The organism is Pseudoxanthomonas sp. SORGH_AS_0997, from assembly GCF_031453535.1.
GTDB classification, from domain to species: Bacteria; Pseudomonadota; Gammaproteobacteria; order Xanthomonadales; family Xanthomonadaceae; genus Pseudoxanthomonas_A; species Pseudoxanthomonas_A winnipegensis.
Genome location: NZ_JAVIZI010000001.1, coordinates 3150322 through 3163306, shown reverse-complemented (window position 1 = coordinate 3163306; position 12985 = coordinate 3150322). Strand labels below are relative to the sequence as shown.

Sequence of the window (12985 nt, the reverse complement as noted above, 5' to 3'; positions counted from 1 at the left end):
AGTTCTTGAATCAAAGGCTTTCGCGCGGCTTCGCCGCCCGACCTACTTTTCTTTGCTTGTGCAAAGAAAAGTAGGCAAAAGAAACACACCCCGGGCGGCACGCCTGCGCTGCGCGCAGGTCCGCTGCGGGGCGAGGGATTTTCCAAGGGGACATCCTGTCCCCTCGGAAAACGCCGCACATCCATGTGCGGCGCCCTTCGGGTCTTGTCCTCACCCCTCCGCCGTGCCTTACGGGGGACCTGGAAGCCAAAGCCAAAGCCAAAGCCGGAGCCAAAGCCGGAGTTGGCGCCGCGGGTGGGGCGGGGCGGGTGTAGGCGGGGAAGGTGGGGTGAGGGAGGAGGCGGTAGCACGCGCTTCGCGCTGGCGGTTGGGGCTGGGGCTGGGCGGCGGTTTTGCGGGGCTTTGATCGCGATCAAGGCGGGGAGGGGGCGATCGCGCTTGAATGGGGCATCACTGCAGCGCGTGGAGGGTCCCATGTACCGACGCATTCTGATTGCCATCGATGGTTCCGAGCTTTCCCTGCGTGGCCTTGACCAAGGCCTGGGGCTCGCGGCGCGGCTGGGCGCCAAGGTCGACATCCTGACCGTGTCCGAGCCTTGGGCCGGCGGTATGGTCGATGCGCAGGGCTGGGTGGTGGGCTATGAATCCGGTCCCGAATACCGGGCCGAGCGGGAGCGGACCGCCAACGCCATCTTGCAGCCGGCGCTGGACCGGGCCGAGGCGATGGACGTGGAGGCCGAGCCGATCCATGTGCTGGACCGGTATGCCGCCGACGGCATCCTGGAGACCATGGCGGCACGCGGCAATGACCTGGTGGTGATGGCCTCGCACGGCCGCCGCGGCGTGACCCGCGTGCTGCTGGGCAGCCAGACCGCCGAGGTCCTGACCCGCAGCACCGTGCCGGTGCTGGTGGTGCGCTGATCGGTCGGGCGCACCGCGCCGCGGTTGCGCACGTCCATGGACTCCCGCGTTCGCGGGAGTGACGCGTCCGGATGGGCGCCGGTATCTGGGGAAAAGCCGTCATCCCTGCGAACGCGGGGATCCATGGACGTCCGCCCAGATCGCGTCAGCCGTCATCTACCGCGTCCACATCGGCACCACGACACGCCGCACGCGCGGATCCGGCGACCCTGACGCCACTCAGACCGTCGCGGCCTGCCCAGCGGGCTCGAACAGCGCAGCCTGCTCGACCCGCAGCCGATCGATCAAGCGCCCCTGCGGCAGCTCCACATCGGCATAGGTCAACACCTGGTCCTTGGCCACGTCGTGCCGGAGCACGCAGCCCTCGGCCACGCCCATCGGCAGCAGCGCGTCGCGCGCGGTGACGTCGGCGCGCTCGCACTGGCCATAGGTCAGGTAGCCGCCCAGCGCGTCGATCGTCTCGCCGGCGGCCAGGTCGCGCTTGGCGGTGGCGACCACCTCGACCAGCGGGCCACCCAGCGGCTGCAGCACCGCATCGCGCAGCAGCACCACGCGCGCCACCGACAGCGGCACCTCGAAATGGCACAGGTGGTACGGCGTGTAGAAGCTGTATAGCGGGCCCTCGCCCAGCTTGTAGAGGTTGAGGTAGTGCTGCTGCTTGGGATCGTCGTGACTGGCCAGCACGTACACGCCCGGGCTGGGCAGCGCGCCGACCACGTAGTCGACCGCGCCGCCGACGGCCTTGAGCGCGTCGATGTCGTATTTCCTGGTCAGCTCGTCCACGTGGCCACGGTGGTCGTAGCCGGTCATGCCGCGCTGTAGGATCGACATGCCGGTGCCGTTGGCGACGATGGCCTGCTCGAAGCTGATCTTGGTGCCGTCGGCGAAGCTGGTGACCATGTACGGGTCCTGGCCCCACTTGGCGGCGAAGCCGGCCTGCGTGGTCGGCGTGCGGTACGGGTCCTGCAGGCCCTTGATGTTGCCGCACATCAGCGGCGTCAGCCCGATGGACTTGACGAAGCGGAACAGGTTCATCTGCACGCCGGGCTGGTCGCCGTCGCAGGCGGTGAAGATCACGCCGGCCGCATCCGCCTTGCGCTTGAGCAGCGGGCCGACGGTGCCGTCCAGCTCGGCGTTCATCGTGACCATGTCGCGGCCGTGGGCGATGGCGGCCAGCGAGATGTGCGCGCCGTACTCCACCGCGCCGGTCGCATCGACCAGGCAGTCGAGCAGGTCGCATTCGTATAGCAGCGCCGGGTCGTGGGTGACCGCGGGCACGCCGCTGGTGATGGCGTCGGCCAGCGCGCGGCCGGTCTCGACCACGCGCGCCTGCACGCCGGCCAGGGCGAAGGCGGCCAGCGCCTTGTCCACGTTGCGGTTGCAGATCACCGACAGCACCATGCCCGGCACCGAATGCACGATCTGGTTGACGATGCCCTTGGCCATGAAGCCGGCGCCGTACAGCCCGACGCGGATGGGGGTGCCGGCGGCCTGTCGCGCCTGCAGCAGTCGATCGATGACCATGGGGGAAACTCCTTGAAGCGTGGCTCAGTAGCCGATCAGCCGATCGACACCGTGATAAGTAGGGTCGAAGTCCGGCCAGGCCGCATCCTTGTCCGAGACGATCCGGCCCGCCGCCGGCCACTGGATGTCGAAGGTCGGGTCGTTCCAGCGCAGCCCACGCTCGGCGCTGGGCTCGTAGAACGCGCTGGCCAGGTAAAAGGCCTCGGTGTCCGGTTCCAGCGTGACGAAGCCATGGGCGAAGCCGCGCGGCACGTAGTAGGCCAGCCGGTTCTCCGCCGTCAGTTCCACCCCGTGCCACTTCAGGTACGTGGGCGAATCCGGCCGCAGGTCGACGATGCAGTCCCACAGCGCGCCGCGCACGCAGCGCACGATCTTGACCTCGGCGGCCGGCGGCAGCTGGTAGTGCATGCCGCGCAGCGTGCCGGCCTCGGCGTTGTAGGAGTTGTTGACCTGCACGAAGCGGTCCACCAGCCCGGCCGCGGCCATTTCCTTCTCGCAGAACACCCGGGCGAACCAGCCGCGCGCGTCGCCGCGCTGCTCCGGCTCGATCACATAGGCGCCATGCAGCGGCGTGCTGTGGAACTTCATGCCGCCGCCCGCAGATCGGGCGCCAGCACCCCGCTGTCGACCAGCCCCTCCAGGATGCGCAGGCGGATGAAGCCGCTCTGGCGGAAGTTGCGGTCGGAGAAGGCGGTGCGCTGCAGCTCGTCGCGCAGCTCGGCGATGGTGCCTTCCAGCGTCTCGATCGGCTGGTGGTCCGGCGCCAGCCGCTCGAACAGCGAGAAGTCCACGCGATAAGAGCGGTTGTCCGCCGGCGCGTTGGTCGAGATGGAGACCTCGGCGGTGGGGATGGCCGCGCCCACGGCACGGGCCAGGTCGCGCACCTGCACGTTCCAGCGCTCCGAGCCGGCGTTGACGAACAGGTAGCGTCCGCCCTGCGCGGCCGGGCGCTGGATCGCCCATTCGATCGCGCGCGCCATGTCGCGCACGTGGATCAGCGGGCGCCACGGCGTGCCGTCGGAGAGCACGTCGACCTTGCCGCTGGCCACCGCGCCGGCGACGAAGTCGTTCAGCACCAGGTCCAGGCGCAGGCGCGGCGAGGCGCCGCAGGCGGTGGCGAAGCGCAGCGCGGTGACGGTCATGTCCGTGTCCAGCGCCGCCAGCCCGGTCTCGGTGTCGATCTTGGAGTGGGCGTAGGCGGTCAGCGGCGCCACGGCGCTGGATTCCGAGCGCGGCGTGCCGTCGGCGGCGGCGCCGTAGACGCTGCAGCTGGAGGCGAACACGAAGTGCTTCACGCCCGCCTCGGCCGCCGCGCGGGCCACCGACAGGCTGGCCTTGCAGTTGATCTGGTCGGTGACCTGCTCGAAGCGCTTGCCCATCGCATCGTTGGACACCGCGGCCAGGTGCACCACCGCGTCGAAGCCGGCCAGCTCCCGCGCGGTCAGGTCGCGCACGTCGCGGAACCACTGTTCGTCCAGCACCACCTCGGGCAGGCCGCGCTTGTCCGACAGGCAGTGGGCGAACCAGCCGCGGTCTACGCCGACCAGCCAGGCCTGCGGGAAGCGCTGGCGCAGGTGCCTGGCCAGGACCGGCCCGATGTAGCCCATGTTGCCGGTGATCAGGATGCGCATCGTTGCTTACTCCCAGACGCGCCAGGGCGCCTTGTTGTGGTTCCAGAGATCGTTGAGATAGTTCTTGTCGCGCAGGGTGTCCATCGGCTGCCAGAAGCCTTCGTGCTTGTACACGCTCAGCTGGCCCTGCTCGACCAGGCCTTCCAGCGGCGCGCTCTCCCACACCGTGTCGTCGCCCTCGATGAAGTCGGCGACCTTGGGCGAGAGCACGAAGAAGCCGCCGTTGATCAGGCCGTCGCCGTCGGCCGGCTTCTCGCGGAAGCCGGTGACCGCATCGCTCTCCACCCGCAGCGCGCCGAAGCGGCCGGGCGGCTGCACCGCGGTCACCGTCGCCAGCCGGCCCTCGCGCCGGTGCAGGGCGATGCCGGCGCCGATGTCCACGTCGGACACGCCGTCGCCGTAGGTCAGGCAGAAGGCCTCTTCGTCCTTCAGGTAAGGCATCACCCGCTTGAGGCGACCGCCGGTCATGGTGTCCGCGCCGGTGTCCACCAGGGTCACGCGCCAGGGCTCGGCGCGGCTGTCGTGCAGGGTGGTGGTGTTGCTGGCCAGGTCGCAGGTGATGTCCGAGCCCATCAGGTGGTAATTGATGAAGAAGTCCTTGATGACCTCGCCGCGGTAGCCCAGGCAGACGATGAAGTCGTTGATGCCGTGGTGGCTGTACATCTTCATGATGTGCCACAGCACCGGCCTGCCGCCGATCTCCACCATCGGCTTGGGCCGCACGGAGGTCTCCTCGGAGATGCGGGTGCCCAGGCCACCGGCCAGGATGACTGCCTTCATTGCTGCTCCTTCCGCGTCACGTCTTGGTCTCCTGCGAAAAAGTCATGGCTCGCGCGTCCTGGCCGCGCCGGCGAAAGCACGGCGCGACGGGCGGCCCTGACCGCAACGCGCAAGGGGGACTGCCCGATCAGACGGTGACGTCGCGGCGACGCACCAGCGGCGTGCCATGCGCGACATCGACCATGCCGGCCATGCGGGCCAGTCGCTCGATCCGTTGTTGAAGACGCGGACTGCGGGGAAGGCCGGCCACATCCAGCAGCTGGCCCCAGCGATGCGCCCAGTCGTGGCGGCGCAGGGCCTGGCTGACATTGGTCGCGCGCGCCTGTTCCAGGCGCGCGCTCTGGCTGCCCAGGTCGGCCAGGAACGCGCCCACGTCCGGCGTGCCGGGCGGCAGCTCGATCACCGCATCGGGCCAGTCGAAGTGGTCGTCGAACTCCGGGCAGTGCTGGCGCGAGCCCAGCACGATCGCCCCGCCGGCCGTGCCCTCGAAATAGCGCGTGGCCAGCGCGTTCTTGCGTACGCCCTTGAACACCCCGGTGGTGTCCACGGTGAAGTCGTAGGCGATGAAGTACTTGGCGCGCTTGATCATCGCCGCCGACTGGGCGCGGTGTTCGGCCCAGTCGGTGACCGCGCCGGCCTTGAGCACGTCGTGCACGTAGAAGAAGTTGCCGTCGTGCGCGGCCAGCGCGCTGAGCTTGGTGTGCAGCTCGGGCATGCGCCGGCCCATGGAGAGCACGTCGATGCTGCGCGGCGGCGCCTCGGGATAGGGACAGGACAGCAGCGTGTCGCAGGCGCTGGGCAGGAAGGAGATCGGCGTGGAGGTGTACTGGCGCAGCGCCGGGATGCTCTCGGCGTTGAGCACGAACACATGATCGAACGCGTCGAGCATGCGCAGCTCCTGCGCCTGGTGCGGGAAACGCTCGGGCCAGCCCTCGAGCAGGTAGCAGTACGCCTTGCCGCAGCGCTCGCGCCAGCCCTTGATCCGCGCCAGCGTGGTCAGCTCGGGCGGGAACTGGCATACGAACACGAACACGTCGTAGTCGCGGCCGACCTGCGTCTGGCCGGCGTTGGACAGGCCCGGCCGGCCCAGCCGGCGCCAGGCCTGCGACACCACCCGGTGGCGCAGCTCGTTCCACAGATAGCCCACGCTGGGATTGACCCCGCGCCCGGCCGTATGCGGCGCGGCGGACGGGATCAGCAGGTCGGCGTTCTCGACCTGGGCGATCACGTTGAGGAAGGCGTAGGCCTGGCCGTTGAACGGCTCGGGCCAGGCGTTGTAATTGCTCGACAGCAGGACCGATCGGTCGGCCATGGGCATTCCTTCGTCAAGTGTGGGGAAACCTGACGCATCGCCTCGCGCCTTCCTGCAGGCGTCCGCCCATGCGCAGCGGCGCAGGGCGGACCGGACCTTTGAGGAACGCGCGGCCACGATGGACCGGCACGGCACCGCATTCAGCCCACCGGTCGCGACCCGGCGCGCCTCCCGCGCGCGCCCTAGGTCGTGTCCCCCCCGATGCCGCTGCACTGGCATCTTTCGGTGGCTTACTGCGGTTAACGCAGTCGCGCGCGCGGACAGGACAGCGGGGCGCATCGTGCGTCCCGCGCTTCAAGAGCTGGCGGTTCGCCGCCCGCGGCGGCTCAGTAGATCTTGCGCTCGGCCGCCGGCGGCGGGCTGAACTGGTACAGCCAGGTCTCGCTCAAGGAGCCGGTGGCGTCCTTGAGGTACAGGCGCAGATCGATCTGGCTGCTGTCTTCCTTCTCCGGCACCACGTCGAACATCACCCGGTAGCCGTGCAGCTCGCGCAGCGGCCGGCACGACACCGTCTCCAGCGTACCGCCGCGGATCTCCAGCGCCGGGTCGACCTTGGCGTTGGCCGCTTCCAGCGCGGCCAGCTTGCCGCCGACGAAGTCCACGGCGAAGCGCTGCGACCACTTGCTGCGCTTCTGCCCCACCACGCCGCCCAGGCCGGTGCGGGTGGCCACGCAGTGCGCCTGCGGCGGCTGCGAGGGCGCGGCCGAGCCCCAGAACAGCTTGTAGCCGTAGAGCAGCTCCTGGCCGGCCTGCGGCTTCTCCTTGGGGTTCCAGAACGCCACGATGTTGTCGAAGGTCTCATCGACCGTGGGGATCTCCACCAGCTGCACCGAGCCGGCGCCCCAGCCGCCCTTGGGCTCGATCCACAGGCACGGGCGCTTCTCGTAGAACACGCCATCGTCCTGGTAGTGGTCGAAGTCGCGATCGCGCTGGAGCAGGCCGAAGCCCTTCGGGTCGTTGTCGGCGAAGGCGTTGAAGCGCAGCTGCGGCGGGTTGGTCAGCGGGCGCCAGATCCATTCGCCGCTGCCGGTGTGCAGGGCCAGGCCGTCGGTGTCGTGGATCTCCGGACGCCAGTCCCAGGCCATGCGGCGGTCGTTCTCGCCGGTCTGGTACATGCTGGTGCACGGCGCCAGGCCCAGGCGCTCGATGCTGGTGCGCGGGTAGAGCGCGCAGTCGATGTCCATCAGCAGCGGCTCGCCCGGGGTCAGCGCGAAGCGGTAGGCGCCGGCCACGCTGGGCGAATCCAGCAGGCCATAGACCACCAGCGTATTGGAGCCCTTGGCCGGTCGTTCCAGGTAATAGGCGACGAAGTCCGGGAACTCCTCCGGCTTGCCCATGCCCGTGTCGATGGCCAGGCCGCGCGCGGACTGGCCGTACTGGCCCTCCTTGCCGACCGCGCGGAAGTAGCTGGCGCCCAGGAAGGCGGCGAAGTCGCGGTTCGGATCGTCCTTGGTGTTGAGGCGAAAGCCCGCGAAGCCCAGCGTGTCCGGCAGCTTGACCTTGGCCAGGCCGCTGTCGCCGTAGTCGAACATGCCCGCGTTGTACTTGATCTCGCGCGCCTGGCCGTCGGCGACCTCGTGCATGGTCACCGGCCGCTTGAAGTACAGGCCCATGTGGAAGAACTGGGCCAGGAAGGCGTCGTCCTGGCCGGTCCACAGCGCATGGTCCTTGCGGTAGCGGATGGCCTGGTAGTGGTCCCAGCTGATCCCGTCCAGCGCCGCCGGCAGCGGGCCGCCATGCGGCTTGTACGGCGCGCTGGCCAGTGCCCGCGCCTGGCCCTTCAGGCTGGCGTAGTCGAAGGGCTGGGCCGGGCCGAACACCAGGTTGGACTTGCCGGGCGCGGCCAGCGCGGCCTGCGAGGCCAGCAGCGAGGGGGGCAGGCCCAGGGCGGCCAGGGTCCCGGCGGCGCGGGTGAGGAATTGACGTCGGATCATGCAGGCGGGGGCAGGGCCGGGAGAGAAGGAGTCGGGTAGATGCTAAGCGTTGTGGCGTTGGCGGTCTGCTGACAAAGCGGCCGTTGCCTGTCTGGCCTATTCATCTTCACGCGCTTTCACGGATTCTTTACATCTCAAACGGTCCACTTGTTGCGTGCTCCACAAGCACGCGTTTCGCGTGTCGGGTCGCAGTCCACAGCTGGGAGGGGGCGGCGCGCGACGGACGGGAAGCAAGCGGATGCTGTCGCATTAACTTTCGTAGAGTCCGGGTGAAGATCCGGGCTTCCCGTCACCCTCACCATAGACCCATGTCCGTGTCCTTTCGGTCGCAGTGGCTGGATTGGCGTCTGCCTCTGCTGACGCTGATCGTCCTGCTCATCGTCATCCTGCCGACCCTGCTGCTGCAGCAGCTGTTCACGTCCACGCTCAACGCGGCGGCGTGGGTCACGCACACCCATCAGGTCGAGGCGCAGGTCAATGCGCTGACGGTGGAGCTGCGCGAGGCCGAGGAGTGCAGCCTGCTGCTGGCCATGGGCGTGGACGCCAAGATTCCGCGCGAGCGCCTGAAGGCCTCCCCGGCCGTGCTCGAGCGCATGCTCGACCAGCTGCAGGCGCTGACCAAGGACAACCCCGACACCCAGGTGCGGGTGGGCCGCCTGCGCGAGATCGCGACCCGGCGCATCGCCCTGGCGACCGAGCTGCCGGACAGCGTCGGCCCGCGCCGCGCCCAGATCCTGCAGCTGCTGGCCAGCGACCTGCCCGCGCATCCGGTCCTGCAGGAAATCCTGCAGGACGAGCAGCGCATGAAGGCCCAGCGCGAGCGCGATTTCCAGGACCGGCGCGAGCAGGTGCGCTGGCTGGGCCTGGGGGCGATGGTGCTGCAGCTGCTGCTGCTGGTGCTGATCATCTGGCTGCTGGCCCGGCAGATGGGCCAGCGGCTGTCGGCCGAACAGGCCTCCTCGCGCGCCGACGCGCGCGCGGCCACCGTGCTGCAGACCGTGCGTGAGCCGATCGTGGTGCTGGACCGCGACCAGCGCGTGCTGCTGCACAACGCGGCCTTCGCCGAGCTCTACGCCATCGACGAGGACGACCTGGCCGAGCGCCATCCGCGCCTGGACGAGCTCAGCGACGCCTGGGACGACGATGTGGTGCGCCAACGCCTGGCCGACGTGCTGGCGCGCGGGCGCGAGCTGTGGGACTACGAGGTCCAGCAGCCCACCGCCGGCAGCGTGCAGCGGACCCTGCTGCTCAATGCACGGCGCATGGCGCTGCCCGACGGCGGCGACGACGCGGTGCTGATGACCTTGAGCGATGTGACCACGCAGAAGACAAGCCAGCAGCGCATCATCGACCTCAACCGCCAGCTGGAAGGCAAGATCGAGCAGGTCTCGGACGTCAACCGCGAGCTGGAGGCCTTCAGCTACTCGGTCTCGCACGACCTGCGCGCGCCGCTGCGCCACGTGTCCGGCTTCGCCGACAAGCTGGCCCGCCACCTGGGCGAGGACACCGACGAGCGCAGCCGCCACTACCTGCAGGTGATCGGCGACTCGGCGCGGCGCATGTCGGCGCTGATCGACGACCTGCTGGTGTATTCGCGCCTGGGCCGGGTCGTGCTGCGCCTGCAGGCGGTGGACATGCAGTCGCTGGTCGCCGAGACGCGCTCGATGCTCGATGCGCAGGTCAGCGCGGACAAGCACGCCCTGCCGCTGCGCGTGGACTGGGACATCGACCCGCTGCCGATCCTGGTGGGCGACGAGAACATGCTGCGCCAGGTCTGGCAGAACCTGCTGGGCAACGCGGTCAAGTACAGCGGCAAGCGCGAGGTCGCCCAGATCCACGTCGGCTACCGGCTGGAGGGCGATGGCGAGCATCACTTCTGGGTGCGCGATAATGGCGCCGGTTTCGACATGGCCTACGCCGGCAAGCTGTTCGGCGTGTTCCAGCGGCTGCACAAATCCAGCGAGTACGCCGGCACGGGCATCGGCCTGGCCAGCGTGCGCCGCGTGGTGACGCGCCATGGCGGCCGTGTCTGGGCCGAGGCCGAGCTCGACCAGGGCGCCACGTTCCACTTCATCATCCCCAGCTCGCCGGACGACGCGTTCGTCCCGCGCGGGCCCACCCCTGCCGAGTTCCTCTCATGAGTACCCCGATCCGCACCATCCTGCTGGCCGAAGACAGCATCGCCGACGCCGAGATGGCGATCGACGCGCTGCGCGAGGCCAACCTGGCCAACCCCATCGTGCACGTGGAGGACGGCGTGGAGGCGCTGGACTACCTGCTGCGCCGCGGCGCCTATGCCGAGCGCTCCGAAGGCCTGCCGGCGGTGCTGCTGCTGGACATCAAGATGCCGCGCATGGACGGGCTGGAGGTGCTGCGCGCGATCCGCGAAGACGAGGCGCTCAAGTCGCTGCCGGTGGTCATCCTGTCGTCCTCGCGCGAGGAAAGCGATCTGGTGCGCAGCTGGGACCTGGGCGCCAACGCCTACGTGGTCAAGCCGGTGGACATCGACCAGTTCTTCACCGCGGTCAAGACGCTGGGCACCTTCTGGGCCGTGTTCAACGAAGCCCCGGGACAGGCCTGAACGGCATGCCGCAGAGCGCCGCCCCGATCGGTCCCGTGCGCATCCTCCTGGTGGAGGATTCGCCGGAGGACGCTGAGCTGACGTCCATGCAGCTGGTGGACGCGGGGCTGGAAGCCGAGTTCGAGCGGGTCGATACCGAGGCCGAGCTCGCGCGCGCGCTGGCGACGTTCAGGCCGGACCTGGTGCTGTCGGACCTGAGCATGCCGGGCTTCTCCGGGCATCAGGCGCTGCAGCTGGTGCGCAGCCATCAGCCGCCGATTCCCTTCATCTTCGTCTCCGGCACCATGGGCGAGGAGACCGCGGTGCAGGCGCTGCGCGAGGGCGCGGCCGACTACATCCTCAAGGACAAGACCGCGCGCCTGCCGTCGGCGGCCGCGCGCGCGATCCGCGAGGCGCGTAGCGAGCACGAACGCGCGCGCGTGGAGAAGGAGCTGCTGCGCTCGCAGCGGCTGGATTCGATGGCGATGCTGGCCGCGGGCCTGAGCCACGACCTGCGCAACATCCTGCAGCCGCTGCTGATCGTGCCGGACCTGCTGGCCATCCACAGCGACAACCCCAAGATCCACAAGCTGGGCCAGGTGATCGCCGAGTCCGGCCGGCGCGGCCACGAGATGGCCGAGTCGATGCTGTCCTTCGTCCGCGGCGCGCGCAAGGCGCGCGAGGACGTGTCGGTGGGCGAGCTGTTCCAGGCCGTGCAGGTGCTGCTGCAGGGCACGCTGCCGGACAACGTGCGCCTGGACCTGCAGCCGCCGGCCACGCCGGTGCAGATCGACGCCAACTACGTCGAGCTGCAGCAGGTGCTGATCAACCTGTGCCTCAACGCGATCCAGGCCATGCCCACGGGCGGCACGCTGACCCTGTCGGCGCGGCCGGTCGAGGAAGGCGTCTGCATCCGCGTGGCCGATCAGGGCGTCGGCATGGACGCCAAGACGCGCAGCCAGCTGTTCACCCCGTTCTTCACCACCAAGTCAGAGGGCACGGGCCTGGGGCTGATGTCCTGCCTGCGCATCGTCGAGCAGTACCAGGGCCGCATCGAAGTGGACAGCACGCCGGGCGTCGGCACGACCTTCGCGGTGGTGCTGCCGGTCACCGGCGGCGCCGCGCCGCAGTCCAGCGTGCCGGCCCCGGGCCAGGGCCAGCGCATCCTGCTGGTCGACGGCGACAGCACGCGCCAGTCGCTGCTGCGCAACGCGCTGGAAAGCCAGGGCTATGCGCCGGCCACCGCGCCCGACGGCGCCTACGCGCTGCGCGCGGCCGTGGTCGACGGCATGCCCGAGTTGTTCATCATCGACAGCGACTTCGTGCTGCTGCCGGCCACCGCGCTGGTGCAGGCGCTGGTCCAGCGCGGCTATCTCGGCCCGGTGCTGCTGCTGCAGGATCCGGCGCGCCCGTTCGACCGCTCCGAACTGCCGGCGGGCCTGCGCGCGCAGTTCCTCGACAAGCCGCTGGAAATGGGCCGGCTCTTCCACGCCGTGGCCGAGGCGCTGCAGCCCGCCGAGGGCTGAGCCGGCCGGCGCATGGTGGACAAGCCGTTCGCGCCGTCCTGCGCGCGCAACCGCGACCCGATCCTGGCGGTGTTGCGCCCGCTGCTGGCCCGGACTCGCCGCGTGCTGGAGATCGGCAGCGGCACCGGCCAGCACGCGGTGCATTTCGCCCGCCGCGCTGCCGCAGCTGTGCTGGCAGACCAGCGAGCGCGCCGAACACCTGCCCGGCATCGGCGCGTGGCTGGACGAGGCCGCCCTGCCCAACACCCCGCCGCCGCTTGAGCTGGACGTGGCGCGCGGGCCGTGGCCGGCGCAGGCCTTCGATGCCGTGTTCACCGCCAATACGCTGCACATCATGGGCTGGCCGCAGGTGCAGGCCTGCTTCGCCGGGCTTGCCGGTGTGCTGGAGGAGGGCGGCGTCCTGGCGGTGTACGGGCCGTTCAACTACGGCGGTGCCTTCACCAGCGACAGCAATGCGCAGTTCGACCAGTGGCTGAAGGCGCGCGATCCGGTCAGCGGGATCCGCGATCTCGAGGCGGTCGATGCGCTGGCGCGCGGCATCGGCCTGCGGCTGGAGGCCGATCATGCGATGCCGGCGAACAATCGCTTGCTGGTGTGGCGGCGGGGGTAGGGTTTGCTCCCTCCCTTTGGCCGCAGGCCAAGGGGAGCTCGAAGTCGCGGCTGGCGACTGAGGGGGAGGGGGGCTCTTCGCGGGAAACTCAAAAGCAAAAGCACCCCCTCCCAGCCTCCCCCTTCGCTGCGCGAAAGGGGAGGGGCCTTGAAGCCAGAGCAACAGCAATAGCGCAGCGGATGCTTCA

At 69.6% G+C, this 12985-nt stretch carries 10 protein-coding genes and 1 pseudogene; 5 read left to right on the top strand and 6 right to left on the bottom strand.

What is annotated here, in order from left to right:
- The first annotated feature begins 474 nt into the window (after positions 1-474).
- On the top strand, positions 475-921 hold the full coding sequence (locus QE438_RS13875; RefSeq protein ID WP_306994876.1) for a universal stress protein: 447 nt from the start codon (positions 475-477) through the stop codon (positions 919-921).
- 219 nt (positions 922-1140) lie between these two features.
- Here the strand turns inward: QE438_RS13875 and QE438_RS13870 are convergent, their stop codons facing one another.
- From QE438_RS13870 to QE438_RS13845, 6 genes are all read right to left on the bottom strand, one after another.
- Positions 1141-2445, bottom strand: coding sequence for an SAF domain-containing protein (locus tag QE438_RS13870; RefSeq protein WP_130535341.1), 1305 nt, complete (start codon positions 2443-2445; stop codon positions 1141-1143).
- A gap of 24 nt (positions 2446-2469) precedes the next feature.
- Complete coding sequence (gene rfbC, locus QE438_RS13865) at positions 2470-3033, bottom strand: dTDP-4-dehydrorhamnose 3,5-epimerase (RefSeq protein ID WP_130524595.1); 564 nt, start codon at positions 3031-3033, stop codon at positions 2470-2472.
- A complete protein-coding gene (locus tag QE438_RS13860) occupies positions 3030-4076 on the bottom strand; it encodes an SDR family oxidoreductase (protein ID WP_130524596.1) in 1047 nt (348 codons plus the stop codon). Before QE438_RS13860 ends, rfbC begins: the two co-directional genes overlap by 4 nt.
- Positions 4077-4082: 6 nt before the next feature.
- A complete protein-coding gene (gene rfbF, locus QE438_RS13855; protein WP_130520769.1) occupies positions 4083-4856 on the bottom strand; it encodes a glucose-1-phosphate cytidylyltransferase in 774 nt (257 codons plus the stop codon).
- A gap of 127 nt (positions 4857-4983) precedes the next feature.
- On the bottom strand, positions 4984-6168 hold the full coding sequence (locus QE438_RS13850; RefSeq protein ID WP_306994878.1) for a glycosyltransferase: 1185 nt from the start codon (positions 6166-6168) through the stop codon (positions 4984-4986).
- A gap of 326 nt (positions 6169-6494) precedes the next feature.
- Positions 6495-8102, bottom strand: coding sequence for a glucan biosynthesis protein D (locus tag QE438_RS13845; RefSeq protein WP_130524598.1), 1608 nt, complete (start codon positions 8100-8102; stop codon positions 6495-6497).
- Positions 8103-8410: 308 nt separating this feature from the next.
- Here QE438_RS13845 and QE438_RS13840 point away from each other — a divergent pair, with 308 nt between their 5' ends.
- The 4 genes and pseudogenes from QE438_RS13840 to QE438_RS13825 all read left to right on the top strand — a co-directional run bounded on the left by QE438_RS13840 (position 8411) and on the right by QE438_RS13825 (position 12798).
- On the top strand, positions 8411-10243 hold the full coding sequence (locus QE438_RS13840; RefSeq protein WP_306994881.1) for an ATP-binding protein: 1833 nt from the start codon (positions 8411-8413) through the stop codon (positions 10241-10243).
- Positions 10240-10683: a response regulator gene (locus tag QE438_RS13835; protein ID WP_306994883.1), complete on the top strand. Its 444-nt coding sequence runs from the start codon at positions 10240-10242 to the stop codon at positions 10681-10683. Before QE438_RS13840 ends, QE438_RS13835 begins: the two co-directional genes overlap by 4 nt.
- A gap of 5 nt (positions 10684-10688) precedes the next feature.
- Entirely contained in the window at positions 10689-12188 is a 1500-nt protein-coding gene (locus QE438_RS13830; protein WP_306994885.1) for an ATP-binding protein, read from the top strand.
- A 12-nt stretch (positions 12189-12200) separates the two neighbouring features.
- Positions 12201-12798, top strand: a pseudogene (locus QE438_RS13825) (DUF938 domain-containing protein).
- Positions 12799-12985: the final 187 nt, after the last annotated feature.

Excerpts from the sequence above, each read along its gene's own strand:
- QE438_RS13875 (WP_306994876.1), top strand. The coding sequence starts at position 475 with ATGTACCGACGCATTCTGATTGCCATCGATGGTTCCGAGCTTTCCCTG.
- QE438_RS13830 (WP_306994885.1), top strand. The coding sequence starts at position 10,689 with ATGCCGCAGAGCGCCGCCCCGATCGGTCCCGTGCGCATCCTCCTGGTG.
- QE438_RS13845 (WP_130524598.1), bottom strand. The coding sequence starts at position 8,102 with ATGATCCGACGTCAATTCCTCACCCGCGCCGCCGGGACCCTGGCCGCC.
- QE438_RS13860 (WP_130524596.1), bottom strand. The coding sequence starts at position 4,076 with ATGCGCATCCTGATCACCGGCAACATGGGCTACATCGGGCCGGTCCTG.
- QE438_RS13870 (WP_130535341.1), bottom strand. The coding sequence starts at position 2,445 with ATGGTCATCGATCGACTGCTGCAGGCGCGACAGGCCGCCGGCACCCCC.
- rfbF (WP_130520769.1), bottom strand. The coding sequence starts at position 4,856 with ATGAAGGCAGTCATCCTGGCCGGTGGCCTGGGCACCCGCATCTCCGAG.
- QE438_RS13835 (WP_306994883.1), top strand. The coding sequence starts at position 10,240 with ATGAGTACCCCGATCCGCACCATCCTGCTGGCCGAAGACAGCATCGCC.
- QE438_RS13840 (WP_306994881.1), top strand. The coding sequence starts at position 8,411 with ATGTCCGTGTCCTTTCGGTCGCAGTGGCTGGATTGGCGTCTGCCTCTG.
- rfbC (WP_130524595.1), bottom strand. The coding sequence starts at position 3,033 with ATGAAGTTCCACAGCACGCCGCTGCATGGCGCCTATGTGATCGAGCCG.
- QE438_RS13850 (WP_306994878.1), bottom strand. The coding sequence starts at position 6,168 with ATGGCCGACCGATCGGTCCTGCTGTCGAGCAATTACAACGCCTGGCCC.